This window comes from Nocardia sp. NPDC101769, from assembly GCF_044766925.1.
GTDB lineage: Bacteria > Actinomycetota > Actinomycetes > Mycobacteriales > Mycobacteriaceae > Nocardia.
The window spans coordinates 57351-82951 of record NZ_JBIWMX010000034.1 but is presented as its reverse complement, the minus strand read 5'-3'; the positions used below and the strand labels follow the sequence as shown (position 1 = coordinate 82951).

Sequence of the window (25601 nt, the reverse complement as noted above, 5' to 3'; positions counted from 1 at the left end):
CATATTCGACCAGGCCGCATTCGATCGATTACTCGTCGAGGACCGCGGCGAGGGTCACCGCATCCTCGAGCGCCCGATTGGCGCCCTGACCCAGATTCGGGGTCATGGCGTGCGCGGCGTCGCCGAGCAGGGCGACGCGAGCCGAGCTCGGATCTCACGGCTGGTGCCGCGGAATTCGGCCACGACGATGTCACCGCGACGCACGGTGACGTCGTAGATGCCATTGCGGCCGTATCGGACCCGCTCGACGGCTTCGGCGACCAGCTCGTCGCCGGCGGTCGTCGGTTCCAGGTAGGTGATCGACGCGCCGGCGGCCACCGTGGGACGGCCGTAACCATTGCACGCCACCGCGAAGGCGGTGTCGGCCAGCAGGAAGACATAGCCGCCGTGGGTGATGGCGTGGCCGTTGAGCATGTCCTCGGTGACCTTCATGGCGAGGGTGGCCGATCCGGGTCCATTGCCCAGCAACTGAATTCCGCAGTCCGTCGACGCGTGATCTACGTCGAACATGGCGCGGGCGAAGTTGGTTCCGGTGGCATCCTCGCCGACGTGTTCGTTCATCGTGTACTCCCTCAGACGAGTTCAGCGAGGGCGGCTGTCGATCAGGCGGCGGACCTTGCCCGACGACCGTTCGAGGGTCTCGGGCGCGAGTACCTCGACGCTCACGGTGACGCCGATCCGCTGTTTGACCAGATGGATCAAGGTCGCGGACGCTGCCTCGCGATCCGCGGCGGTGGCGTCCGGGCGGGCTTCGGCTCGCACGGTCAGCCGGTCCATCCGGCCGGGTTTGTCCAGCACGCATTCGAATTGGGGGGCGAGGCCGGGCACGGTGAGGACGATTTCCTCGATCTGGGTGGGGAACAGGTTCACGCCGCGCAGGATGATCATGTCGTCGCTGCGGCCGGTGATCTTCTGCATTCTGCGCATGGTGCGGGCCGTGCCGGGCAGCAGGCGGGTGAGATCGCGGGTGCGGTAGCGAATGACCGGGAACGCCTCCTTGGTCAGGGAGGTGAACACGAGCTCGCCTTCGGCCCCGTCGGGCAGTACCTGCCCGGTCTCGGGGTCGATGATCTCGGGGTAGAAGTGGTCTTCCCAGATGTGCAGTCCGTCTTTGGTTTCCGCGCATTCCATGGCGACGCCGGGTCCGATGACCTCCGACAGCCCGTAGATGTCGAGGGCGTCGATGGCCAGTTGCGATTCGAGTTCGCGGCGCATGGCCTCGGTCCACGGCTCGGCCCCGAACACGCCGACCCGCAACGAGGTCGACGCCGGGTCGATGCCCTGGCGGGTCATGGCGTCCAGCAGGGTCAACATGTAGGACGGCGTCACCATGATGGCGTCGGGTTCGAAGTCCTGGATCAGCTGCACCTGGCGCTCGGTCATACCACCCGACATGGGAATCACGGTGCAGCCCAGCCGTTCCGCGCCGTAGTGGGCGCCGAGTCCCCCGGTGAACAGCCCGTAGCCGTAGGCGATGTGCACCACGTCGCTGGAGCGCACTCCTGCCGCGTGCAAGCTGCGGGCGATGAGGTCGGCCCAGTGCCCGAGATCATTGGCGGTGTAGCCGACGACCGTGGGCTGCCCGGTGGTGCCGGAGGAGGCGTGGATACGCGAAACCTGTTCGCGCGGAACGGCGAACATCCCGAAGGGATAGTTGGCCCGCAGATCGGCCTTGGTGGTGAACGGGAATTTCGCGAGGTCGGACAGTTCTCTCAGATCCGACGGGTGCACGCCCACCGCGTCGAACGCGGTGCGGTAGTGGGGAACATGGTCGTAGGCGTGCCACAGAGACCAGCGCAGCCGTTCGAGTTGGAGTGCGGCGATGCGGTCGCGAGAGGCGAATTCGATATCGTCGGCGGGAACCGTGGCGGGAGTGGGAGCGACGGTGCTCAAGGGAATGTCCTGTCGGTGTGCTGGATCAGGCGTCGAAGTCGACGGTGAGGGTGTCGGTGGTCGGGTAGCTCTGGCAGGTGAGCACGAAGCCCGCCGCGATTTCGCTGTCCTCGAGGGCGTAGTTGCGCCGTAGGTCCGCCGACCCGTCGGTGATCTTGGCGCGGCAGGTGCCGCACACGCCACCCTTGCACGCGAAGGGCAGATCGGAGCGCACCTGTTCGGCGGCATCCAGAATCGTGCGGTCCCGCGGCAGGTCGGCGGTGGTCGAGCGGCCGTCGAGAGTGATGGTGACCCGGCTGCTCGGCCCGGTCGTCCCCGGTTCGCGATGCGTCTCCGGCGGCGGCGGAGTGTCGCCGACATAGAACAGCTCCCGGTGGACGCGATCGGCGGCCATCCCGAACTCAGCGAGGACGGTGACGGTGTCGTCCACCAAGCCGTGCGGCCCGCAGATCCACGCGTGATCGATGCCCTCGACATCGACCAGCTCCGTGAGGATCTCGCGCAGCCGGCCGGCATCCAGCCGACCGCTGAACAATTCGACGTCGCGTGGTTCGCGGGAGAGCACGTGGATGAGCGAGAAGCGTTCGCTGTAGGCGTCTTTCAGGTCGGCGAGCTCGTCGGCGAACATCACCGAGCGGGTGCGCCGGTTGCCGTACAGCAGCGTCACCCGACTGTCGGGGTTGGCGAGCAGCGAGGCGGCGATCGACAGCAGCGGAGTGATGCCGGACCCGGCGCCCACCAGCAGATGCCGTCCGGCGCTGGACGTGTCGGCGACGAAGCTGCCGGACGGGGGCTGCACCTCCACGCGATCGCCCGGCGCGACCTCGTGGACCAGCCAGTTCGAGAACAGGCCGCCGGATACCTCCCGCACTCCGACCCGGGGCGCCGCGCCTTGCGCAGCGCAGATCGAATACGATCGCCGCTGCTCGACGCCGTCCACCGTCCGCCGCAGTGTGAGGAATTGCCCCGGCCGGAAACGGAATTCGTCGGCGAGCCGATCGGGCACGGCGAAGGTCACGGCGACGGCGTCGTCGCACAGGCGCTGCACGGCCGCGACCTCGAGCGTATGGAATGCGCGGGATCGGCCGGTGGTGGGTGCCGTGGTCGTGGTCACCTCAGATCTCCTTCACATGATCGAACGGTTCGAGACAGTCGCGGCAGCGATACAGCGCCTTGCACGCGGTGGCCGAGAACGGCGAGACGAGTTCGGTCGCGGCCGAGCCGCAGTACGGGCAGCGCACGGCGCGCGGCGGCGAGGTCAGGGTGAGCGGGATGGGCCCGCCGGTTCGCGCCGGCGCCGGGCCCGGCGGGGAGTATCCGTGTTCGCGCAGCTTGCGCCGCCCGTCGGGGGTGATCCAGTCGCTACTCCACGGCGGCGACAGCACGGTGTCCACCCGCACGGCCGCGAAACCGTGTGTGCACAGGTCGTATTCGATGTCGGCTCGAATGGTCGCCATGGCTGGGCACCCCGAGTAGGTGGGGGTGATGGTCACGACGACCACGCCCTCGGGTTCGACCCGCACGTCGCGTAGGACGCCGAGGTCGGCGATGGTGAGCATCGGCATCTCCGGGTCCGCGACCGCTGCGGCTACCGCCCGAGCACGATCTTCCTCGACGGTGGAGGCCGCCGTCACCATGACGCTTCCGGATGGGCGCGGGCCACGCTCTGCATCTCGGCCAGGATCAGCCCCAGCGCTTCGGTGTGCAGGCCGTCGCGTCCGGCGCGTCCGGCGACAGTGGCGGCCGAAACCCGCTCGGGTGCAGTCGTTTCCGCAGCCCGGAGAATCGTGCTGAGCGTCTCCTCGACCTCGGTGCGCACCTGTGCCGGGTCCACGGCCACCCCGGTCGCCGCGAGCGCCGCCTCGTCCGCGGAGGTGCTGAACAGTTCTGGAACGAAGGGCCAGACCTGGTCGAGCGCCCGGACCAACCGGCCGTGCGACTCGTCGGTCCCCGCGCCGAGCACAACCGCCCATCGGGCCGCGTAATCACGGTGGTAGGTCAATTCCTTGACCCCCTTGTGCGCCACTGCCGACAGCACCGGATCCCGGGAGTCCCGCAGACGCGCGAGAACCGCCAGCCGCCAGGTCGAGAAGACGAGCAGCCTGGTGACCGCCTGCGCGAAGTCGCCATTGTCGAGTTCGCACAGGCGCACGTTGCGGAATTCCGCGTCGGTACGGAAGAACGCCAGCGCGTCCTCGGGTGGAATGGGTGAGGTATCCGAGAGGTACGGCACGACTACGGGATCGGCGGCCGCGGCGCGGGCCAGCAGCAGCCGTGCCTGCCCGAGCAGGTCCAGGCCGATATTGGCCAGCGCGATCTCCTCCTCCAATTCTGGTGCGTGCGTGACCAATTCGGTCAGTCTCTGGGCGCTGATCAGAGCATCGTCGGCGAGCATGAGGCAGTACCGCGCCAGCGCCGAGGCGTCCGCGTCCGCAGGCACGGTCGTGTCCACCCCGGCCAGGGGGTCGTCGAAGCTGGTCCCGAAGGCCCAGCGGCCGTCGTCCTCGGCGGCGGCCAGACCGTCGAAGGGATTGTCGTGGTCGATCATGGCGGCGCCTCACATGTGGGGAACGGTATCGGGGATCTCGTAGAAGGTCGGGTGGCGGTAGACCTTGTCGCGGTTGGGCGCGAAGAAGGGATCCTTCTCGGCCGGGCTGGATGCGGCGATGGCGTGCGAGGGCACCACCCAGACGCTCACGCCCTCGTTGCGGCGGGTGTAGACGTCGCGGGCGTGTCGCAGTGCCATCTCGTCGTCGGCGGCGTGCAGCGAACCCACGTGCACGTGGTTGAGTCCGCGCTTGCCGCGTACGAACACCTCGTACAGCGGCCATTCCGAACGAGTAGCGGTCATGGTCATGCCTCCTGACTTCCGTTGCGGTGGGCGAATGCCGCGGCTGCTTCGCGCACCCACGCACCGTTGTCGTGTGCGGCGCGCCGGACCGCGATCCGCTCTGTGTTGCAGGCGCCGTTGCCCGCGACGACCTGCGCGAACTCCGCCCAGTCGGGTTCGCCGAAATCGTGGGCGCCGCGGTCGGCGTTCCATGCCAGCTCCGGATCGGGCAGGGTGACACCCAGCGTCGCGGCCTGCGGAACCGTCATGTCGACGAATCGCTGCCGCAGTTCGTCATTGGTGTGGCGTTTGATCCGCCAGCGCATGGACTGCGCGGTGTTGGGCGAGGCGTCGTCGGGCGGGCCGAACATCATCAGTGCCGGCCACCACCACCGGTCGACGGACTCCTGCACCATGGCCCGCTGGGCGTCGGTGCCGCGCATCATGGTCATGAGCAGCTCGTAGCCCTGACGCTGATGGAACGACTCCTCCTTGCAGACCCGGATCATCGCGCGCGCGTAGGGACCGAACGAGCTGCGGCACAGCGGAACCTGGTTGCAGATCGCCGCGCCGTCCACCAGCCACCCGACGACCCCGACATCGGCGAAGGTCAGGGTCGGATAGTTGAAGATCGAGGAGTATTTCTGCCGGCCGGACAGCAGCTTGTCGGTGAGGTCGCCGCGGTCCGCGCCCAGGGTTTCCGCCGCCGAGTACAGGTACAGACCGTGCCCGGCCTCGTCCTGGACCTTGGCCAGCAGGATCGCCTTGCGGCGCAGCGAGGGCGCGCGGGTGAGCCAGTTGCCTTCGGGCTGCATGCCGATGATCTCGGAGTGGGCGTGCTGGGCGATCTGCCGAATCAGGGTGGCGCGGTAGGCGTCCGGCATCCAGTCGCGCGGCTCGATGCGCTGATCGGCGGCGAGTGTGGCGTCGAATCCCGCCTGCAGATCGTCGGAGACAGGGGTGTTCATGACCGAACCCTTCAGTGACCGGTGAAGACCGGGGTTGTCTTGGACAGGAAGGCAGTGACCGCGGCGCGATGGTCGGCGCTCGCGCCGAGCCGCTGCTGGGCGTTGGCTTCGTGTTCCAGCGTTTCGGCCAGATCGGCGTCCGACCGCTCCAGCAGCGCCTTCACCTCTCGGTAGGCGGCGGTCGGTCCTGCGGCCAGGCGGGCCGCGAGTTCGCGTGCCGCGGTGTCCAATTCGGAGTCGTCGACGACCCGATGCACCAGTCCCCATTCCAGGGCCCGGGCGGCGTTGATCCGATCGCCGAGCAGCATGAGCCCTGCGGCGCGCGCGGTGCCGAGAGCACGTGCCAAGCTGTGGCTCAGGCCCGAATCGCTGGCCAGGCCGATGCCGGTGAACGCGGTGGCGAAGGTCGACGACCGGCCGCTGATCCGGATATCGCCCGCGAGCGCGATGCCGAGTCCCGCACCGACACAGGCGCCCTGGATCGCGACGACCACCGGCACCTGGATTCCCGCCAACGCGGTGATCAGGGGGTTGTAGTGTTCCCGGACGGTCGCCATGGCAGTGGCCGCGTCGGTGTCCAGGGCGGTCACGTGCTCGGCGAGATCCTGTCCGACGCAGAAGTTCCGGCCCTCCGCACGCAGCAGGACCGCCCGGACGCTGTCGTCGGCAGCGAGGGATCGCAGGGCGTCGAGCAGTCCCTCTTTGAGGGCGCGGTCCAGCGCGTTGGATGCCGCGGGCCGCGCCAGCGTGAGGACGGCCAGACCATCACTCAGTTCCATGGTTGCGGTGGTCATCGAGTCGTTCCTTTCGTTCCGCCGTTCCAGTCGTAGAACCCGCGTCCGGTTTTGCGCCCGAGCTCGCCCCGGGCGACCTTGTCGCGCAGCAGCTGTGGGGGTTCGAAGCGGGGTCCCAGTGTGGCGGCGAGGTGTTCGGCGATCGCGAGCCGGACGTCGAGCCCGACCAGATCGGTCGACCGCAGCGGACCCATCGCATGCCGGTAGCCCAGTTCCATTGCCCGGTCGATGGATTCGGCGTCCGCGACACCGTCCTCGAGCATGCGGATGGCCTCCAGCCCCAGACACACCCCGAGACGGCTGGTCGCGAAGCCCGGGGCGTCGTTGACCAGCACCTCGGCCTTGCCGAGCGCGGCAACCCAGCCGCGCACTCGCTCCGTGACGCCGGGGGCGGTGCCGGGGGCGCGCACCACCTCGACAAGTTTCGACGCGGGAACGGGATTGAAGAAGTGCATGCCCAAGAAGCGGCTCGGGTCCTTCAGCACCGCACCCAGTTCCGTGATGGACAGCGAACTGGTGTTGGAGGCGAGCACGGTGTCCGGCCCGACCGCCCGCTCTGCCGCAGTCAGCACGTCGGCCTTCAGCCGCGGATTCTCCGGCACCGCTTCGATCACCAGGTCCGAATCGGTGGGCAGCTCGGCGATCGCCGCAGCCAGGGTGACTCTCCCCATGATCGTGTCGATATCACTGCCGCCCAGCGCATTTCGTTCCGCTGCCGCAGACAGGCCATTGCGAATACGCTGCCGTGTTGCGGCGAGATCGCCTGATTCGAGGACGGTGACATCGCTGCCGAGGGCGGCGAAGGACTGGGCGATGCCCGCGCCCATCCGTCCTCCGCCGATCACCCCGATCCGCAGGGCTACCGCAGTGTCGGTCATCGTGTCCTCTTCTCCAGGAATGCGGTCATCCGCTCGTGTTTCTCGGCGCTGTCGAACAGCACCGCTTGGGCGATGTCATCGGCGCGGGAGCCGTCGGCGACCAGCTTGGTCAGCCGCAAGGCCAGCGGTGACTGGCGCACGATGTGGTCGAGGAGTTCGTGTGCGGCGGTGAGGTGTGTCCCCGCCGGGACGACGTCGAGCACCAGCCCGCACCGCAGTGCGCGGTCGGCATCCAGCCGCGCACCGCCGAGCAGGACCTGCTTGGCGATCGAGGCGCCGACCAGCTCCGCCAGCCGATAACCGGCGCCCGCCGCGGCCATGATGCCCAGACCTGGCTCCGGATTCGCGAAAACGGCCGTCGGCGTGGCGATCCGGATGTCGCAGGCATAGGCCAGTTCGGCGCCGCCACCGAAGGCGTAACCGCTCACGGCGGCGATCGTCGGGAGCGGCAGCCGCGCCACCCTGTCGAACAGGGTGCGGTTGATCCCGGCCAGCGCTTCGTTCAATCCCCGGTCACGCAATTCGGCGATATCGGCGCCACCGGCGAAATGGTCACCACGACCGGTGAGCACCAATGGTTTCGGCGTGCGCTCCAGCCGCTCGCAGACCCGGTGCAGCTCGGAGATCATTACGGCGTCGATGGCATTGCGCCGTTCCGGCCGATCCAGGACCACCACCATGCGGTCGTCGGACTCGGTGACATCGAGGGTGGAGAACGGGCGGCTCACGGGACCTCCACCAGCATCGCCACACCCTGTCCGACACCCACGCAGAGGGTCGCGAGTCCACGGCGCGCGCCTTCGCGAATCATGGCGGCGGCGGTCGCGACGGCTGTCGATCCGCTCGCGCACAACTGGTTGACCGTGAATCCCGTCAACGAATCCGGCAACCCGGCCACCAGCGCCGCCATGTCATCGGGCCGGACCTCGGCCAGAGCGCCGCCGTAGCGGCCCTGGGGCGTTCGCGCCCCGTCCACCAGAAAGACCTCGCGCATCCTCACACTCCTGTCCTCGCTTCCATAATTACCGAATGTTCGGTTGGTAATCAACCCCCGCGCGGGTCTGCGCGACATGCTCGCCGGGTACTGGGAAGATGGTCGGATGGCTTCTCCGCGCGTCACCCGCAGGTCCGGCCCCGGCCGGCCCGGCTACGACCTCGACTCCCTGCTGTCGGTCGCCGTCAAGGTTTTCAACGAGAAGGGCTACGACGGCACCAGCATGGAGACCCTGGCGCAGCGGCTCGGAATCACGAAATCCTCCATCTACCACCACGTCTCCGGAAAAGAGGAGCTGCTGGAGCTGGCGCTCGGGCGCGCACTCAACGGGCTGTTCGCGGTTACCACCGAACCCGAGGTCACCTCGGGCCCCTACATCGACCGCCTCGAGCATCTGGTGCGCCGCAGCGTCCAGGTGCTGGCCACCGAGCTGCCGTATGTGACATTGCTGCTGCGGGTGCGTGGCAACAGCCCCGTCGAACGCCGCGCGCTCGCCCGCCGCCGCGAATTCGACGATGTGGTCGCGCGACTGGTCAGCGAGGCCGTTTCCGAGGGCGATCTGCGCCCGGACATCGATCCCGCGTTGATCAGCCGCCTGCTGTTCGGCATGGTCAACTCCCTCATCGAGTGGTACAGCCCGCGGGGGGGCACCTCTGTGGACCAGCTCGCCGACGCCGTGGTCCACATGACCTTCGAGGGCCTGCGCACGCACTGACCGGTCGTGGTTCCTTGACACGGGCGAGGGCTGCGCGCGATCGTAATTACCGACCGAATGGACGGTAGATCGGAGTTGTTGTGAGCAGGTTTTTGCAGAGTTATGTGAGCGGGCGGTGGCACACCCCGCCGGATGCGGGCCAGTCGATCCTCAGCGCCGTGGACGGCACCGAGGTCGCGCGGGTCTCCTCGACCGGCGTCGACTTCGCCGCAGCGGTGAACCACGCGCGCACGGTCGGGGGGCCCGCGCTGGCGGAGCTGACCTTCCACGAGCGCGCGGGGCTGCTGAAGGCGCTCGGGCAGTCCATCCTGGCGCACAAGGACGAGTTCTACGCGGTGTCGCGGGCCACCGGCGCCACCGACCGGGACTCGGCCATCGACATCGACGGCGGCGCGGGCACCCTGCTCAGCTACGCGAGCCGGGCCAAGCGCGAATTGCCCAATGGCACCGTGTATCTCGATGGTGGGGTAGAGCAGCTCGGCAAGCGCGGCACCTTCGTCGCCCAGCACATCTTCACCACCCGCCCGGGCGTGGCGGTGCAGATCAATGCCTTCAACTTCCCGGTCTGGGGTTTCCTCGAGAAGCTGGCTCCGGCGTTCATCGCGGGTGTGCCGACCATCGTGAAGCCCGCGTCACAGACGGCGTATCTGACCGAAGCCGTCTTCCGCCACATCATCGAATCCGGCCTGCTGCCGGAAGGTTCGGTGCAGCTCGTGTGTGGCAGTACGGGCGACCTGCTGGATCAGCTGGGCGGGCAGGATTCCGTCTTGTTCACCGGCTCCGCGCAGACCGCGGCTCTGCTGCGGACCCACCCCGCGGTGGTGGCCAACGGCACCCGTTTCACCGCGGAAGCCGATTCGCTCAACGCCTCGATCCTCGGCACCGACGTGGCCCCTGGCTCTGCGGAGTTCGATCTGTATGTGCGCCAACTGGTTACCGAGATGACCGCGAAGGCGGGACAGAAGTGCACGGCCATCCGCCGCGCGTTCGTTCCGGAAAACATGGTCGACGCGGTGATCGACGCCGCCCGGAAGCGGTTGGACAAGGTTGTCGTGGGCGCGCCCGGAGACGAGGGCGTCACGATGGGCGCCCTGGCCAGCGTGCGGCAGCGCGACGAGGTGCTGAAGGCAGTGCAGGCACTTGCCGCGAGCAGTGACATCGTGGTCGGTCGAGCGCAGACGCCGGACGGTCCCGGCGCGTTCCTGTCCCCCATTCTGTTGCGCTGCAAGGACAACAGCGCCTGCGAACCGCATGAGATCGAGCCGTTCGGTCCAGTGGCGACGGTCATCGGCTACCGCGATGCCGCCGAGGTGATCGACCTGACGGCGCGCGGACAGGGCAGTCTGGTCGCGTCCCTGGTCACCGCCGACGCGGCGCTGGCGCGCGAGATCGTACTGGGCCTGGCCCCGTTCCACGGCCGCGTCCTGGTTCTCGACACCGAGGACGCGAAGGAGTCGACCGGCCACGGATCCCCGCTACCGGTGCTCGTGCACGGAGGACCCGGCCGGGCCGGGGGCGGTGAAGAGCTGGGCGGTGTCCGCGGCGTACTCCACCACATGCAGCGCACGGCCGTACAGGCGTCACCGGACAAGCTCGCCGCAATTACCGGGCAGTGGATCAGCGGCGCCACCCGGCACATCGGCGCGGTGCATCCGTTCCGGAAGAGCCTCGCGGAGTTGGCCATCGGTGACACCATCGTGGGCGGTCCGCGGCAGGTCACGGGCGCGGACATCGCGCACTTCGCGGAGTTCACCGGCGACACGTTCTACGCCCACACCGATCCCGTTGCCGCGGCGGCCAATCCACTCTTCGGCGGTATCGTCGCCCACGGCTACCTGGTCGTCTCGCTCGCGGCCGGGCTGTTCGTGGACCCCGCGCCGGGCCCCGTCCTCGCCAATTTCGGCGTCGACAACCTCCGATTCCTCACCCCCGTCAAGGCCGACGACATCCTCACCGTGACCCTCACCGCGAAGGCCATTACGCCCCGGGCCACCGCCGACTACGGTGAAGTCCGCTGGGACACCGTGGTGACGAATCAGAACGCCGAACCCGTCGCGACCTACGACGTACTCACCCTGGTGGCGAAGTCATGACCTACCGCATCGCCATCTGCTACGGCCGCCCGGCGGATCCCGCGGCCTTCGACGCTCACTACGCCGAAACCCATGTCCCGCTGGCTCGGAAGATCCCCGGCCTCTCCGCATTCACCTGGGGCAACTGCTCCCCGCTCGGCAGCGGAGAACCGCCGTACTACATGGTGGCAAGCCTGCATTTCCCAACGGCCGAAGCACTCGAGCGGGCATTGACCTCGGCCGAGATGAAGGCCGCCGGACGCGATGTCCGAAACTTCGCCACCGGCGGCGTCACCATGTTCACCCAGTCCGAGCGATCAGCACTGACTCCCTGATCCGCACGCCGGCCGGGCGGGCGGGAGTCTGGGCTTCTGCCCGCCGGTTCCCCCACCACCTGGTGAACTATTGGGTGCCGCGCGGGAGGCCGCCGTAGGCGTCATCGAAGGCGTGCTCGGCGAAACGCCTCGCGCACCAGAGCCTCACGACAATCGAACAGCGGTCCGCTCAGCGGTCCACACCGTCGAGAAGCCTTACAGCAGAAGGAACCTGGCCGACACACCGCACGGCTGTAGGGGCGACTGGGGCAACGGTTGCGGGCCTTGGGAATGCCATCGGCCCGCCCCGATTGTTGCGGGGCGGGCCGAACGTTGAAGAAGGGATCAGGTCAGGCGCCGTAGATCTGGCGGATCTCGCTGGCGCCGTTCCAGCCGGGCCAGTGTTGCTTGTGCAGTTCCAGGAACTCGGTGGCGCGGCCGATCGCGTCCTCGGTGGTCGTGACCTCGATGATGGAGGTTCGCCCCGCTTTCACGGAGCGCTCTCCAGCCGAGCGGGGAACCTCATACTCGCGGTAGCACATGATGGCGCATCGGCCGTGCCTCGACGTGCCGGACACCCTACGGATTACCGAGCAATGCCTGGGATGCGAAGCGACGACTGCAGAGCGGGCGCGGGGCTTGGCTACACCATGAGAGTGTCGATGAGTGCCTCGATTCGAGCGTTCTGGCCGCGAGGGAGGGCAATCGGGACCGCTGAGGTAGTCGGTCCAGACGTGCAATTGGGCTACACCACAGAACATCAGGGCGATAGCCCGTCCGCTGCCGCGATTCACTCGCCGGGATCGACCAGGCACAGAATTGTCGGGTCGGGTTTCGGGTAGACGACCGCGTTGTGGGCGTCGGTCGCGTCGCCGCACGCGGTCGGGTCGGTGGAGCCCTTGATGATTCGGCCGATCTTGAAATAGGTCAGTTGCGCCTGGTGCCCACTCTGGGCCGCGGCAGTGCCGCAGTCGACCGGCTGCGCCGAGTTGTCGAGGCTGTTCTGGGCCACGCATTCGCCCTCGCGCACCTGCAATTCCAGGCACAGGGTGGTGTTGCGCATGCCGCCGATGGAGCGCACGGTGTCGTAATCGGTGCCGGGACACGAGCCGCCAGCAGGATCCTTCAGCACTACGCCGACGCGGTATATCGTCGTCGGGTCGTCACAGGACACCGTCGTCACGTCGACCGTGGCGGGCCCGCCGCTGACCTTCACACAGTCACCGGCGGACACCTTCCGTAGCGGATCACGGCCGCCGTCTCGAACATGGCCATGATCGGTGACGTGCTGCCAGCCATACACGACGATGATCGACAGCACCACGCCGACCAGGCCGCCGACCCCACCCAGCCACCTCCGGTGTCGCCTCGGTGGCTGCGGCGGCCACGGGGGCGGATAGCCGGTGACGGGCTGCGGCGTCGCAGGCCCATAGCCCTGTGGCGCGCGATGATCGGACGAACTGGTCATGAAAAGCCTTCTTGCTCACTGATTGTGGATTCGGATGAGCGCGAGCGGAATCCGTCGCGAAACCCCCCGCGCTCGCACCATGAGTTTTACTTACCACTAGGTAAAATTCAAGACCCTTCAGGGCCGGCGAACCATATGCGGAAGCTGCCTGAACACTTGCTCGGCAGTGCCGGCCTCGAAGCCGCTCCCCCGGGCCGCGAGGTACCCGTCCGGTCGAACGAGGATCCAGTCGCCCGGCCCGGCAGCGAGCGTTCGACCGACCTGTCGGTCGGGATCGTGGATGGCGGCCGGATCGGCCTGCCGGTCCGACATGATCGCGTGCACGCGCATCCAGCCAGGAGCGGCGTCGGGTGCGGCAGGGCCGAAAACGAGCAGATGCCAGGCCGGATCACGCAGTGCCGCACGCAGTCTCGTCCAGCCGGGGCTGTCGGCCTGCGCCGCGTCGATCTGTGTCAGCCGCTGTCCGGGCCGTGGACCGGCACCGTCTGGATTCGGCAGGGTGAGCGGGCTGTCGCGGTATTCGAGGGCGAGACCGGACATGCCGCGCACCAGCCCGCGCAGGAAGTCGAAGTCGGAATCGCGCGAATCCTCGGCGGTTTCGGGGAACATCGCGATCTCCATGACCTCACCGGTCGATGCGAGCAGGGCCTGCCCGACCGGAACCCGTTCGATGTCATAGGTTTCCAGCAGCTCCGCAGCCGCGTCGCCGTTCAGCACCATGGCCAGCTTCCAGGCGAGGTTGACCGCGTCCTGCATGCTGATGTTCATGCCCTGGCCGGAGGCGGGCGAATGGACATGGGCCGCATCGCCGGAGACGAAGACCCGGCCGACGTGCATGCCGGGCACGGCCCGCTGCTGAATGGTGAATGCCGACGCCCATGTCGGTGTGTGCACGGCGGTGGCGCGGCCGGTGGCCAGGGTGATCTTTTCCGCGAACCGGGCCCCGATCCCCGCCAGATCGCGCGGATCACCCTCCCCTGTGGTGTCGAGGAGCCGCCATTTGTGCGGATCGGGGAAGGGGAACAGCATCACCAGCCCGCCGGGCGGGAACATCCAGTGCAGGGCGTCGCGCGCGAGCGGGGTGTCCACGATGGCGTCCGCGATCAGCCAGGTGTAGGCGGATTCGCCCTGCAGTGGCAACCCGATCGTCTTGCGCACCAGGGAATGCCCGCCGTCGCAGCCCCAGAGATACCGCGCCCGAACCGATTCGGCGCGTCCGTCGGCGTGCTCGAGGACCGCGTCGACACCTGCGCCGTCCTGGGTGAACGAGCGCAGCCCGGTATTCCACTCCACCCGCGCCCCGGCCACGGCCGCGTGAGCACGCAGCACCCGCTCGGTGATGACCTGGTCGACCATGAACATGTACGGGAATCGCGTTGCCAGGCCGTCGTATTCGTACTCGAGGCGCACCGGGCCGTGCTCGAGGTGCCGGACGAAGGCGTTGACACGTGTCCCGAACGGCGCGATATCGCCGAGAATCCCCAGCTGGTCGTACATCTCCAGCGTGCGCGAATGGGTGTTCAACGCCCGGCTCGTGGTCGCCGGACCGGCCGCGATATCCACGATCCGCACCGTGATCCCCCACCGCGCCAGCTGTAGCGCCGCTGTCAGGCCGACCGGCCCGGCGCCGGAAATCAGGACGTCCACATCGTGCTCGGGCATTACCGCTCCTTCAGTGTCAGCTATGCTGACACTGAGTCTTTCCCAGGCGGTCGCCTACAGTCAAGCAATGGCTCGAACCGATTCCTCCGCTGCGGAACTCTCGCTGCTGGCCCTGCTGCAACGGGCCGTCCGGTGGTTTCAGGACGGACTGACCGAGGGCATGACCAACGCGGGCGTGGAACCGATAACGCCCGCCCACATGCTGGTGCTCGGCCACCTGCGCAGTCGGGATCCGATCAGCATCGCGGAATTGGCGAGGCTGGCCGGAGTGACCCGCCAGACCATGCATCGGGCAGTTGGCCAACTCGACCGCGAGGGGCTGGTCACCGTCGACCAGGCCGCGGGATACCCGCGCACGGCACAGGTCCGCATCACCGCGACCGGCGCGGACCGCCGCACCCGCGCCACGCGCATCCTCGCGACTCTCGAGGCCGAACTCGGCAGCGTCCTCGGCAGCGAGGCCACCCGACAGCTGCGAGCCACGCTGGCCAGCCCCTGGCCGGACAGCCGACAATGACGATCCCGTCAGGCGCGGAGGGAGATTCGGTTACCGAGCGTCGGATTCCAGACGCGCGTCGATGGATTCGATGCTCTCGCCCCGGCCGCGCGGGCGAAAGGTCACACCCACGAGGCCGGACATCGCGGTGACGACGACCATCATGCCCACCAGCACAGCGAAGCCGCGGTGCAGCAGTGTCGGCACGAAGACCAGCATCATGGCGGAGGCGATGCGGGCGAGACCGAAGCTGAGGCCGATCGCCGTGCTGCGCAGTCGCGTCGGGAAACTCTCCTGGCACCACAGCTTGTAGTGCGCCTCACCGGCCAGGGTATTGCCGATTCCGTAGGCGATGAAGGCGGCGACGAGCGTGGGCGCGCCGGTTTCCACCACGAGCAGCGCAGCCCACGACAAGGTTTGCGTGACCGCGCCCGCGACGAAAACCGGTGTCCGGGCCCGGGTGTCCATCAGCGGCATCATCGCCAGCACGGTGACCGCGATGAGCGGGACCATCAGCAGCGAGGCCGTCAGCGCTCGGGACGAGTCGAGATGGCCCACGGTCTCGAGCGCGTAGAGGCCGAAGGATCCGTAGAAATTGGTGCCGAGGGTGACGGTGACATAGAAGACGACCAAAAAGATACTGCCGCGCCGCAGATTCGGCGCGAGCAGCTCCCGGGGGCTGCTGTCCGACGGTTGCCAAGGCAGGGATTCGACCATGCGCCGCCGCAGCAGCCAGGTGATCAGCGCGAGCGCCAGCAGGTGCGCGAAGATCGCGCGCGGCAGCTGATCACCGAGCCGGGAACCGGACAATTCCAGCCCGATCACGGCCAAAGGTCCCAGTGCCCACAGTAATTGGGTGAAGGTCACCAGCCGCCCGCGCTCCGACGCCGGAGCATTCTCGCCGACCAGCGCCAGCGCCGCGGGCACATCCGCGCCGATTGCCAGGCCCACGGTCACCACACCGACGAACAACATGACCGGGTGGACTGCCAGCACCAGCCACAGCAGCCCGGCGATATACACCACCAGGTCCACGGCGTAGACCCGTTTGCGGCCGTAGCGGTCGCCGATCCGCCCACCGGCGATGGATCCCAGACCGATACAGATGGTCAGCGCGGCGGAAAGAAAACCCAACTGCCACTCCGACATTCGAAAACTCGACCGCCAATGCGACAGCGCCGCGGATACGGCGATGATGGTGCCGGCGTCCAGATAGGACGCCATGCCCGCCAAGGCCGCCAGCGACCAGGGCCGCGCCACGGCGACGTGAGCGGTCGTCGCGGTCATCGGCGAGCGAGCCAGGTAGCGGACTGCCGATCCAGGACGGCCGCCAGATCACCCAGCGCGACACTGTAATCGGCCACGTGCAGGCCGAGTTGTGTGTCGCCGGAAGTGCCGAGGACGGCATCGAGATCGCCCCCGATCTCCAGCCACGCGGCGGAGCCGTCACTACCCGGACCGTAGCGGCAGGTGGCGGTCAGCACGCCGGGATAGCGGGTGAAACCCGTTGGGGTGCTCGGCACCCGGTAGTCGTGCAGCACCACCGTCAGGTGCCCGGCGGGCGCGATATCGGTGCCCTGCAGCAGATTCCGCGTCGGCATGACCGTGTCGAGTGGGGTGCGCGCGGCCGGATCGGCGGCGTGGCGCAGCGCGGCCGGATCGACGCAGGCGATGCGGTGACCGGAGGCCGCGCTCCAGGCCAGGCTCTTCGACCCCGGCTCATGCCCCGCAGCATAGGCGGAATAGGCGATGACGCATCCGGCTGGAACGGGTGCGCTCGCGCCGCACAGCGGCAGGTACTGGAAGGTGGAGTCCGGGTCCGCGCCGCCGCCCGTTGGACGATCGTCGGGCACCTGCACCTTTCCGCCCAGTAGCACGGCGCTGACCAGCTGTGCAGTGGTGTCGGGCCGCCCGTCGACCCGATCGCGAATCAGCTGTTCCAGCGCCACGCTGCCTTGCGAATGACCGAGCAGGATCACCCCACGCCTGCCGCCGCCCGGCGCGACATTGTCGTGGGCCCAATAGTCGTCCCACGCCGCGAGCACGTCGGCGAATCCGGGCCCGGCGTAGCCGTCGGAGCCGGTGTCCACATGCTGGGCCAACTGCGGCACGGTGTCCTGCCGGTAGAGCGGGGCGAACATACGACAGCGACCGAGCAGCGGCCCCACCTGTGCGAGCAACACCGCGAGTTCCTCGGCCCGAGGCTGCGGCCGATCTCCGGCCACCGGGTTGGGCACGAGGTCCACCGTGGGATAGACGTAGAAGCAGTCCACGCCCGGAAGTGCTGAGGCGGTACCGGTTTCGTCATCGAGGTCGCTGTGACCGACAGTGGTGACGGACAGTGCGGCTCGGCTGCCATCCGGATAGCGTGCCAGCCCGGGCCGGGCCCCGGGCCTGCCGTCGGCATCCTGGTCGCAGGGATCGAGTGCCATGCCGGGTTTGCACAACCAAACGGTCCCGGTCGTGGTGTCGGGTGGGGAGGCCGCGGCCATCCCCGATACCGAGCCGACCGCGAGCGCGGCCGCCGTGATCATGCGGATCACGTGTTTCATCGGATACTCCACAAGATTTCAGAAGCGCGCGCTGATCTTTCCGGCAGCGTGCGGGGTCGCCGTGCCCGACCTGTCGACGATCTCCACCGGAACCGGCGAGTCGACCACGACACGGTCACCATCGATCTCCACCGACACGACGCCGTACGGCGTCGGCGCGGCGCCCGCTGCCGCGGTCAGCACGCCGGGGCGCGGCGCGATGCGGGCCCGCGTGAATCCGGGTGCGGCCGGGGTGATGCCGAGGGTGTAGCAGACCAGATCACGGGTGGGCGTGGCCGACCAGCCGTGACAGTAGGATCCGCCTTCCCAGCACTCCCGGAACGCGGTCGGGGCATCGGCGCGCAGGTGATCCCAGTCCAGGCACAGTTCCGCGATCCGGTCGGCCGCACCCAATCGTGCGATGGCGTCGTGCACGACATAGCGGAAGAACGGCTGCGCCCCGACCACCGAACGCTCTGTGTCCCAATCGGGTTCGGGTCGCACGGACACCGGCTGACCGGCGCTGGGTCCCAGCGCGTCGCCACCGTGATCGGCCAGTGGGCTGGTGGTGAACATGGCCGATCGGTCCAGCAGCAGCCGCAGGGCCTCCGGCTTGCGTTCGGGTGGGACGAGATCCGCGCAGACCGCCGCGGCCGCGACGTGCTCGCTCACCGACGTGCCACGGCGGCCGTCGGCCAGATTGTCGCGATAGGCGCGCCGCCCCGGGTCCCAGAAGGACTCGAACCCGCGGAGCAGGCGACCGTGGAAGCCGGCCGCCCAGGTGGCCCGGCCATGATCACCGACCCAGCGCGCCATCTCGGCGAAATCCCGTAATCCGCGTGCCAGCAGCGCATTCAGCGCCGCGCTCGCGCCCGACACCTGCACCGGCGACCAGTCGATGAGGACCCACCCGGGCACCTCCTCCACGAGACCGGCGGGACCGCGATAGGGTTCGAAATAGCGCAGGATTCCTTCGGCGGTGGACAACAGACCGCCGACCAGTTCTCGATCGCCGGTGTAGCGAAACAGGTTGTGCACGGAGCGAATCCAGTGCAGCGACCAGTCCGGAATCGTCGGCACCTGCGTGGTCGCGAAATCACCGGCTACCACCATGGGCAGCAGGCCGTCGGCGCGCGGCTGCGCCGCCAGCTGCGGGTTCCATCGAGCCAGCCGCCAATCCTGGTTGGCGATCAGATCGACGGACTGATGCACCACGGCGTCCCCGGTCCAGGACCGCTGTTCCCTTGTCGGGCAGTCGATGTAGGCATCGTGGGAGGTCAGGTCCACGGTGCGCAGACCCGTGCGATAGACGGCGTCGAGGCGCGGGTCACTGGAGTCGAACGGGGCGACCGGGTCTCGCGGGCGCAGCAGTTCACGGATCCGGAGCGTGACCGGCGTCGTCGCGTCCCCCAGCGCGAGAACAAGGTAGCGTCCGCCGACCGAGTCAGCCGAAAGATAGGTGTCGGCCGAGCCGCGGGCCACGTACCGGAATACCGGCGCGCTGTCGAGCGCGGCCACTGTGGGTACCTCGACCAGCGCGCCGTCGATGACCTGACCGCGGGCTGCCTCGAAATGCAGTTCCAGCCTGCCGCTCACGATCATCTCGAAATCGGCGACCAACAGGGCGCGGTCGCCGCCCGCCCCGCCGAGGGCTGCGACCAGGGCGGCGCGCGGATCATCGCCGGAAGGCGGGGCCGCCCGCCTGTCCGTGACTGTCGCGGTGCGAATTTCACCGGTCAGAGCCGGAATAGGTCTGGGCCGCAGGATGCCCCACGGCTCGGTGGGCGGCCGCGTCCCACCGCGCGGGCCCACCACCGAGTACTCGGCCAGCACTCGCGCGTGCGACCAGGACGAATCGTCGAAATCCGGTGCCATCCAACGTGGTTCGAGTAGCCGGGCATCGAGGTTCTCGGGCAGCTGGGTCAACAGCATGCCGGGCGGATGACCGGGGCGCCATGCGTCGCCGTGTGCGAACCGCCACGAGGCGTCGGTCCCGATGATCTCCTCGTCGAGCCGGATCTCCGCCACCAGGGCGCCGCCACCCATCGTGAAGCTCGGCGGCGACGGCTCCCACCACGGCACCGGATATCCGTAGAAGCGGGCGAGTACCGCGACCGTGTTGCCGCCCTCGCGCAGTGTGTGGCGAATGTCGTATTCGTCGAAGCACAGCTGGCGCGGCCCGTGCCGCACCGGCCCCACGCCGATGTCGATTCCGTTGACGTACAACCGATACCGGGAATCGGCGGTGATTCGCACCATGGCCCGGGCGGGCACGCTCGTCAGCTCGAAGCCACGCCGGAACAGCACCCGTTGGTCGAAGCGACGCGGGTCCAGGGATCCGTACGGCTGTGCCTGACTGGGTCCGCCCAGTGCCGGGCGATCGGACCAGATCCACTGTCCGATCCAAGTATCTCGCGTGGTCGCCACACCCAGAGTTTTACTTACCACTCGGTAAAACTCAAGATGGTGTTGTAAGAAGAATCCATGAAACCGCAGCCGACAGCGCCACGCCGGAGAGGCCGCAAGGAGCGCGCCGACGGCCGTTCCCGCCGCGAGGAGCTGCTCCAAGCCGCGGCCACCCTTTTCGCCGAGCGGGGCTACCGCGACACCAGCATCGCCGACGTGGCGATGCGCGTCGGCGTCACCCAGCAGGCCCTGCTCTATTACTTCGGCAGCAAGGTCGGCCTGCTGCACGCGGTGATCGACGCCCGCGACGACGAAAGCCTCCGATTCGTCGAGGAACTCGCCGCCCTGGGCGGCGTCCGCGCCCTGGACAAACTGCCCGACTTCGCCCGCCGCAATATCGCCGACCCCAACCTCGCCCGCCTGTTCGCGGTCCTACTTGCCGAGAACCTCAACCCCGGCGACCTGGCCCACGACCACTTCGTCCAGCGCTACCGCAACCTGCGCGACGTCGTCGCCGCACTCGTCGAACAGGGCCAGCACACCGGCGACTTCGCTCCCACCATCGACCCCACACTCAAAGCGATCGAAATTGTCGCCTTCATCGAGGGCGTCAACACCCAATGGCTACTCGACCCCGACTCGATCGACCTGCAAGCCGTCACCGACTCCTTCACCCATGACCTGATCCGCACCCTCACGGCCAATTAGCCAGTAGGGCAACCCCGCGCGCAGGCGTCGATTCCACAGCGTGCGAAGGGTTTTCCTGCCCTCCGCAGGGCGGTCGGCCAGTACCGGGCCGGGCCGCGGGCTTGTTCCGCTCGGCGGCGAACTGATCGCGTAGCCGCAGACCCCGGGCCCGGGTGATCCCGGAGGGATTGTTACAACACGATCATGGAGTTGCGTCAGCTGCAGTACTTTCTGGCGGTGGCCGAGGCGGGGACGTTTACCCGGGCCGCGGAGCAGGTGCATGTCGCGCAGTCGGGGATCAGCGCGCAGATCAAGGCGCTGGAGCGGGAGCTGGGGCAGGCGCTGTTCGAGCGGGGGGCCCGGACCGCGCGGCTGACGGCCGCGGGCCGGGCCCTCGTTCCGCATGCGCAGGCGGTGCTGGACGCGGTGGCGGCGGGGCGGGCGGCGGTCGTGGCGCTCACCGGGTTGCTCCACGGGCATGTGTCGGTGGGCGCCATTCAGCTCAGCTCCACCCGCGGGGTCGACCTGCCGTATCTGCTCTCCTCATTCCATCACGAGCATCCGGGTGTGGACGTGTCGCTGGTCGAGGACACCGCGGCCGTATTGATGCGCCGGTTGCGTGAGGGACAGCTCGATGTGCTGATCACGAGCCTCACCGAGGCGGAGCCGCCGGGCGTGTGCATCCGGGAACTGCACCGCGAGACGGTGGTCGCGGCCATGCTGCCCTCGGACCCGCTGGCCGCGCGGACACATGTCACGCTGGGCCAGTTGAGCAGCCGGCGGTTGATCGCCCTGACCGAAGGGTCCGGTCTGCGGCGGCAGCTCGATCGTGCTGTCGCGCAGGCGGGTACGCGGATGCGAATCACCTTCGAGGCCGGGCATCCCGGCCTGCTGGTCACCATGGCCGCCCGCGGGCTCGGAATCGCCCTCGTGCCGGAATCCGCACTGGCGCACGATGATCGAGTGGTGGGAGTGCGGGTTCCGGAGTTGCCGCCGGGACGGATCGGCATCGCCTGGCGCGACGCCGGCGCGGCCGATCCGGCGACGGAGATGTTCATCGAACATGCCACGAGACTGACCGGCGGGCAGCTCAGCTGACCGGATTCCGCGCTCCCGCATGGTGCCGACGAGCGTCGGCCAGCCCGGTCCAGCGCCGCGCCCGCGGCGGGTCGAGATCGAACTGGTCGAGCACCCGTACCGCGATGTGATCGACGATGTCGTCGACGGTTCCGGGGTTGTTGTAGAACGCGGGCATCGGCGGCACCATGCGGGCTCCCATGCGGCTCAATGCCAGCATGTTCTCCAGATGTATGTCGTTGAGCGGGGTTTCGCGCGGCACCAGTACCAGGCGGCGGCGCTCTTTGAGCACCACGTCCGCCGCCCGGGTGATGAGATTGTCGGCCAGGCCGTGGCGCACGGCAGCGAGGGTGCGCATACTGCAGGGCACGATGATCATGCCGTCGGTACGGAAGGATCCCGAGGAGATGGCGGCACCCTGCTCCCCGAGCTTGTAGGTGACATCCGCGAGCTCGGTCACCTCCCGCACCGACAGCGATGACTCCATCTCGATGGTCGGGTGCGCCCAGGTACTCAGCACCAAATGTGTTTCCACCTCGGGCATTTCGCGGAGCATTTCCAGAATTCGCACAGCCAGCGGTGCCCCGGTGGCGCCGGTGACACCGACAATGAGACGCCGGGTTCGCATGTCCCTCATCGGATCCGCCCGTTCAGCCGGTCCAGCAGATCGGCGACGCGCCCCCATCGTTCGCGTTCGGCGAGCTCGGGCGACGTATGGAACATCATGGGGGTCAACGCGATTCCGATATCGTCACGCTTGTACTCGACGGGTTCGAACACGCAGCCGAGCAGGTCGCCGTCCTCGAGGCAGGAGATCATGCGCAGCTTGGCGTGGTGGCAGACGGTGCCCGCCACCGCGATCAGGCCGGCGGACCCGGTCCGATGCAGATTCGCTCGCGTGCGCGGGCTCGCCACCACGCCGAACAACCGGCTGCCGTCCGCCGCGGGCTCGAGTTCCGATCTCGACAGCAGCCCGCTGTGCGGGAGCCCGTGCTCGTCGACCGAGAGGAACGGAAAGGCTTGCTCCCGCGCCTCCGGGTGAGGGAAACCGCGTAGAAGTCCTGCGAGATCGTCGGGCAAGATGGCCATTGTCGTCACATACCTTTCCGTTTCGTCCCGGCCCTCGAATCGCGCCGCTTACAGCGGCAGGATCGCCTTCCACCTGTCGCGGATCTCGCCACGGGATACGTCGTCGAAACGGTTCGCCTTCGGGTAGGAGTCCTTCCAGGCGAAGGGTTTACAGGCATCGATCAGCACGATGCCCATCGACATGTCCCCGGCGGCTCGCTTCTCGGGAGACAGGCGCGGGTCGATGGCCGTGGTGGGCGTGCGCAGCACGTGAATCGACTCGGCGGGATCGACCCGGGTGAACAGCGCCCACAGCACATGGTTGATATCGGTGATGTCGATATCCTCGTCTACGACAACGAAATACCGTTCCATTCCCCCGCTGCGCTTGCGTCCGGCCGCGGCCAGCAGCGCGTGCATGGCGTCGCCGGCTCCGGTCTGCTCGATCGAGACGACCATCATCAATTGCCGGGCATACGCCCACACGCCGCGGATGTTCTGCACCCCGGACGCTTCCAGGTGATCCCAGGTGACCGAGGCGGAATACAGCGGCACCGCCTGATCGCCGGCCGGCACCGTCGGAATCATCGGCGGCGCACCGAGAATGATCGGATCGTCGCGGTGCAGGATGCGCTCGACCCGCACCACCCTTTCCCGTCCGGCGTGCGTGTAGTACCCGGTCCATTCCCCGAACGGACCCTCCGCCACCGATTCCTCGGACAGCGGCGGCATGACGCCCTCGAAGACGATCTCGGCATGCGCCGGAATCGGCAGGTCGCTGCCGGGGGAATACAGCACCTCGACGCCGCGGCCGCGCAGCCCACCGGCGATGTCGTACTCCGACACTCCCTCTGGTGCCGCGATCGCGGCGGCCGTCGACAGGATCGGATCCGAGCCGACCACCACCGCGATCGGGCACGCCTGGCCACGGTCCCAGTACTTCTTCGCATTCGCGAGGGCATGGCGGTTCCCGAGCATCCACAGCGAGAGCCGATCCCGGCCCTGCAGGCAGATGCGATAGGTGGCGACATTCACCCAGCCGGAATCCGGGTCCCGGGTGATGACCATGCACGCCGTGCCGATATACCGCCCGCCGTCGCCGTCATGCCAGCGCGGCGCCGGAAATTTCGACACGTCGATGTCGTCGCCCTCGAGGACGTTCTCGAGCACCGTCCCGGTCTCGACGACGACCGGCGGTACGGGCTCGATGCGCTTGCTCATGTCCTTCCAGGCCCGGATGATATCCATTTCGGCGGTGTCCGCGGGAAGCCCGAGCGCGACAGCGCATCGCGACGCGGTACCCATGAAATTCGTGAACACCCGATATCCCGTGGGATATCCAGGGATATTGTCGAAAAGGAGTGCGGGCCCTTCTTTCTCCGCCGAAAGCTCGGTGATCCCGCCGATTTCCAGGTCCCAGTTCGCCCCGTCGACAACGCGCACTTCTTCCGGGCCGAGTTTTTCTGTCAGGGTGCCGATGTAGTCTCGCAGATCTCGAAACAAAGCCATGACTGTATCCGGGTGATCGGCTTTTACGGCCGTACCCGATCCCCTTTCGTGCAGCTGAATTACAGAGCCGAAGGCTGCCGGATATCACGGAGTTCGCCTTCGCCTCAACCCTGCCTGCCGGGCTCGGTCGCGTCCAATATCGATCTATGCTGTCTCCCATCCGATTTCCAGATGGGTAGTCGCGGCATCTGCGGCCCGGCCCGTTCTCATCGAAGGTGCCGAGCTCGGCCCGAAAATCGCTCTCCCCCAACCTCTCGCAGTGCCTCGAGCCGCTCGGCGAGGGCGGTCACGAATTGAGCCTCGGCATCCAGCATGTGGCGCTCGAATTCGGCTTCGACCATGACCGGGGCGGGAAGGCCACTGTCGGATGAACTGTGGATCACTGCGTCGAGGTCGGCGATTCGGCGCGCGAGGTATTGCCGGCGTCCACGGAGCAGTGCTGTCACTCGGTCCGGCGGCAACCATCGGATCGGAGCCAAGGGGGACCATGACTGGTCGGATGTGGTCAGCATTCGCTCGAGGCAGGCATGGAACTCGACAGCTCCGGACTCGGTGATCCGGTAGATCGTCCGTGGGGGACGGCGACCGGCGCGTTGCACGCCGATGGCTTCGACGAGGTTCCGGCGCTCCAATGCGCCCACGACGTTGTAGAGCGAACCGATGTTGACACGACCTCGGTATCCGATCTCGTGTTGCCGTATCGTCCGCAGCATCTCGTAGGGATGCATGGGTTGCGTCGACAACAACCCGAGGACGGCGGGAGCGAGCGGGTGGCCGATCGCCACTTCCCCCGGTGTCGCCCCGCCGGAATTCTCGGTCGCGGTCACCTGGTGTAACGGGCGGGCAGGACCAAGCGGGGATTCGGATCGAGAACGATATCGGCGGGGCCGAATTTGTCTGCCAGGCGGCGGATTTCGGGATCATCGAGGAGACGGAGCCGCCCCTCCCGATGAAGGGTACGCCGTCGAGGGTGATCGTCGGCCGGTCGAACTGGCAGTCGCAGTGCGCGTGCCCGGGGCCGCCGCGGTCCACCTCTCCGTCCGGCGTCAGGGCGTCGAGTCCGAAATAGAAGGCACCAGAGTGCTTTTCGCGTTCGAATTGCGTGCCGCCCGCGGAGCGGATCTTGGGATTCAAGCCGATCAGCGCGTGGCGCATGTAGTAGCCGGTCGGCGCGTAGCGCTGGAGCTCGGCGGCGGCCACGCCGCCGTGGATGGCGGTGACGCGGTTGTCGTTCAGCTC

The 25601-nt window shown here is 68.0% G+C and carries 28 protein-coding genes; 6 read left to right on the top strand and 22 right to left on the bottom strand.

Annotation, left to right across the window (positions count from 1 at the left end; all coding sequences use genetic code 11):
• Positions 1-28 precede the first annotated feature (28 nt).
• Genes ACIRRA_RS37245 through ACIRRA_RS37190 form a run of 12 tightly spaced genes read right to left on the bottom strand, consistent with a single transcriptional unit; the run spans position 29 to position 8357 of the window.
• Positions 29-106, bottom strand: coding sequence for a hypothetical protein (locus ACIRRA_RS37245; RefSeq protein ID WP_402778318.1), 78 nt, complete (start codon positions 104-106; stop codon positions 29-31).
• Positions 103-561, bottom strand: coding sequence for a hydroxyphenylacetyl-CoA thioesterase PaaI (gene paaI, locus ACIRRA_RS37240; RefSeq protein WP_402778236.1), 459 nt, complete (start codon positions 559-561; stop codon positions 103-105). The genes ACIRRA_RS37245 and paaI overlap by 4 nt, the downstream gene beginning before the upstream one ends.
• Positions 562-582: 21 nt before the next feature.
• Positions 583-1893 carry a phenylacetate--CoA ligase PaaK gene (paaK, locus tag ACIRRA_RS37235; protein ID WP_402778233.1) on the bottom strand — a complete coding sequence of 437 codons (1311 nt, stop codon included), beginning with the start codon at positions 1891-1893 and terminating at the stop codon, positions 583-585.
• 25 nt (positions 1894-1918) lie between these two features.
• Entirely contained in the window at positions 1919-3007 is a 1089-nt protein-coding gene (paaE, locus tag ACIRRA_RS37230) for a 1,2-phenylacetyl-CoA epoxidase subunit PaaE (protein ID WP_402778230.1), read from the bottom strand.
• 1 nt (position 3008) lies between these two features.
• Positions 3009-3530, bottom strand: coding sequence for a 1,2-phenylacetyl-CoA epoxidase subunit PaaD (paaD, locus tag ACIRRA_RS37225; RefSeq protein WP_402778227.1), 522 nt, complete (start codon positions 3528-3530; stop codon positions 3009-3011).
• Positions 3524-4441: a 1,2-phenylacetyl-CoA epoxidase subunit PaaC gene (paaC, locus tag ACIRRA_RS37220; RefSeq protein ID WP_402778224.1), complete on the bottom strand. Its 918-nt coding sequence runs from the start codon at positions 4439-4441 to the stop codon at positions 3524-3526. Before paaC ends, paaD begins: the two co-directional genes overlap by 7 nt.
• 9 nt (positions 4442-4450) lie before the next feature.
• A complete protein-coding gene (gene paaB / locus ACIRRA_RS37215) occupies positions 4451-4744 on the bottom strand; it encodes a 1,2-phenylacetyl-CoA epoxidase subunit PaaB (protein ID WP_402778221.1) in 294 nt (97 codons plus the stop codon).
• A gap of 2 nt (positions 4745-4746) precedes the next feature.
• The gene (gene paaA, locus ACIRRA_RS37210; RefSeq protein ID WP_402778218.1) at positions 4747-5691 is read right to left on the bottom strand and encodes a 1,2-phenylacetyl-CoA epoxidase subunit PaaA; all 945 of its coding nucleotides are present in this window, start codon (positions 5689-5691) and stop codon (positions 4747-4749) included.
• Positions 5692-5702: 11 nt separating this feature from the next.
• Complete coding sequence (locus ACIRRA_RS37205; RefSeq protein ID WP_402778215.1) at positions 5703-6485, bottom strand: enoyl-CoA hydratase/isomerase family protein; 783 nt, start codon at positions 6483-6485, stop codon at positions 5703-5705.
• Positions 6482-7363 (bottom strand): 3-hydroxyacyl-CoA dehydrogenase family protein, encoded by an 882-nt coding sequence (locus tag ACIRRA_RS37200; protein ID WP_402778212.1) that lies wholly within the window; start codon positions 7361-7363, stop codon positions 6482-6484. Before ACIRRA_RS37200 ends, ACIRRA_RS37205 begins: the two co-directional genes overlap by 4 nt.
• Positions 7360-8043 (bottom strand): enoyl-CoA hydratase/isomerase family protein, encoded by a 684-nt coding sequence (locus tag ACIRRA_RS37195; protein ID WP_402778315.1) that lies wholly within the window; start codon positions 8041-8043, stop codon positions 7360-7362. The genes ACIRRA_RS37200 and ACIRRA_RS37195 overlap by 4 nt, the downstream gene beginning before the upstream one ends.
• A 44-nt stretch (positions 8044-8087) precedes the next feature.
• A complete protein-coding gene (locus ACIRRA_RS37190) occupies positions 8088-8357 on the bottom strand; it encodes a hypothetical protein (RefSeq protein ID WP_402778209.1) in 270 nt (89 codons plus the stop codon).
• A 106-nt stretch (positions 8358-8463) separates the two neighbouring features.
• On the opposite strand from ACIRRA_RS37190, the gene ACIRRA_RS37185 reads away from it, so the two are divergent.
• From ACIRRA_RS37185 to ACIRRA_RS37175, 3 genes are all read left to right on the top strand, one after another.
• A complete protein-coding gene (locus ACIRRA_RS37185; protein WP_357011584.1) occupies positions 8464-9072 on the top strand; it encodes a TetR/AcrR family transcriptional regulator in 609 nt (202 codons plus the stop codon).
• 80 nt (positions 9073-9152) lie between these two features.
• Complete coding sequence (gene paaZ, locus ACIRRA_RS37180; RefSeq protein ID WP_402778204.1) at positions 9153-11165, top strand: phenylacetic acid degradation bifunctional protein PaaZ; 2013 nt, start codon at positions 9153-9155, stop codon at positions 11163-11165.
• Positions 11162-11479: an EthD family reductase gene (locus tag ACIRRA_RS37175; protein WP_402778201.1), complete on the top strand. Its 318-nt coding sequence runs from the start codon at positions 11162-11164 to the stop codon at positions 11477-11479. The genes paaZ and ACIRRA_RS37175 overlap by 4 nt, the downstream gene beginning before the upstream one ends.
• A gap of 329 nt (positions 11480-11808) precedes the next feature.
• Here ACIRRA_RS37175 and ACIRRA_RS37170 read toward each other — a convergent pair whose 3' ends face one another.
• The 3 genes from ACIRRA_RS37170 to ACIRRA_RS37160 form a co-directional block, all read right to left on the bottom strand.
• Positions 11809-11952 (bottom strand): hypothetical protein, encoded by a 144-nt coding sequence (locus ACIRRA_RS37170; protein WP_402778198.1) that lies wholly within the window; start codon positions 11950-11952, stop codon positions 11809-11811.
• A gap of 296 nt (positions 11953-12248) precedes the next feature.
• Entirely contained in the window at positions 12249-12926 is a 678-nt protein-coding gene (locus ACIRRA_RS37165) for a hypothetical protein (RefSeq protein WP_402778195.1), read from the bottom strand.
• 117 nt (positions 12927-13043) lie between these two features.
• A complete protein-coding gene (locus ACIRRA_RS37160) occupies positions 13044-14588 on the bottom strand; it encodes an FAD-dependent monooxygenase (protein ID WP_402778192.1) in 1545 nt (514 codons plus the stop codon).
• Positions 14589-14655: 67 nt separating this feature from the next.
• On the opposite strand from ACIRRA_RS37160, the gene ACIRRA_RS37155 reads away from it, so the two are divergent.
• Entirely contained in the window at positions 14656-15105 is a 450-nt protein-coding gene (locus tag ACIRRA_RS37155) for a MarR family winged helix-turn-helix transcriptional regulator (RefSeq protein ID WP_402778189.1), read from the top strand.
• A 30-nt stretch (positions 15106-15135) separates the two neighbouring features.
• On the opposite strand, the gene ACIRRA_RS37150 is transcribed toward ACIRRA_RS37155, so the two are convergent.
• From ACIRRA_RS37150 to ACIRRA_RS37140, 3 genes are read right to left on the bottom strand one after another with little or no spacing between them, the layout of a single operon-like run.
• Positions 15136-16371 (bottom strand): MFS transporter, encoded by a 1236-nt coding sequence (locus ACIRRA_RS37150; RefSeq protein ID WP_402778186.1) that lies wholly within the window; start codon positions 16369-16371, stop codon positions 15136-15138.
• Entirely contained in the window at positions 16368-17636 is a 1269-nt protein-coding gene (locus ACIRRA_RS37145) for a DUF3089 domain-containing protein (RefSeq protein WP_402778183.1), read from the bottom strand. Before ACIRRA_RS37145 ends, ACIRRA_RS37150 begins: the two co-directional genes overlap by 4 nt.
• Positions 17637-17654: 18 nt before the next feature.
• Complete coding sequence (locus ACIRRA_RS37140) at positions 17655-20042, bottom strand: alpha-L-rhamnosidase N-terminal domain-containing protein (protein ID WP_402778180.1); 2388 nt, start codon at positions 20040-20042, stop codon at positions 17655-17657.
• A 57-nt stretch (positions 20043-20099) separates the two neighbouring features.
• Between ACIRRA_RS37140 and ACIRRA_RS37135 the strand changes: the two genes are divergently transcribed.
• Both ACIRRA_RS37135 and ACIRRA_RS37130 read left to right on the top strand, forming a co-directional pair.
• Complete coding sequence (locus ACIRRA_RS37135) at positions 20100-20729, top strand: TetR/AcrR family transcriptional regulator (RefSeq protein ID WP_402778177.1); 630 nt, start codon at positions 20100-20102, stop codon at positions 20727-20729.
• Between the two features lie 183 nt (positions 20730-20912).
• The gene (locus ACIRRA_RS37130; protein WP_402778174.1) at positions 20913-21806 is read left to right on the top strand and encodes a LysR family transcriptional regulator; all 894 of its coding nucleotides are present in this window, start codon (positions 20913-20915) and stop codon (positions 21804-21806) included.
• Here ACIRRA_RS37130 and ACIRRA_RS37125 read toward each other — a convergent pair.
• The 4 genes from ACIRRA_RS37125 to ACIRRA_RS37110 form a co-directional block, all read right to left on the bottom strand.
• Positions 21799-22413, bottom strand: a complete 615-nt coding sequence (locus ACIRRA_RS37125; RefSeq protein WP_402778171.1) for a non-oxidative hydroxyarylic acid decarboxylases subunit B — start codon at positions 22411-22413, stop codon at positions 21799-21801. The two genes, ACIRRA_RS37130 and ACIRRA_RS37125, sit on opposite strands and share 8 nt — an antisense overlap.
• Before the next feature lie 5 nt (positions 22414-22418).
• Positions 22419-22874: a hypothetical protein gene (locus ACIRRA_RS37120; protein WP_402778168.1), complete on the bottom strand. Its 456-nt coding sequence runs from the start codon at positions 22872-22874 to the stop codon at positions 22419-22421.
• 48 nt (positions 22875-22922) lie between these two features.
• Positions 22923-24344 carry a UbiD family decarboxylase gene (locus ACIRRA_RS37115; protein ID WP_402778312.1) on the bottom strand — a complete coding sequence of 474 codons (1422 nt, stop codon included), beginning with the start codon at positions 24342-24344 and terminating at the stop codon, positions 22923-22925.
• A 224-nt stretch (positions 24345-24568) separates the two neighbouring features.
• Entirely contained in the window at positions 24569-25189 is a 621-nt protein-coding gene (locus ACIRRA_RS37110; protein ID WP_402778165.1) for a PadR family transcriptional regulator, read from the bottom strand.
• Positions 25190-25601: the final 412 nt, after the last annotated feature.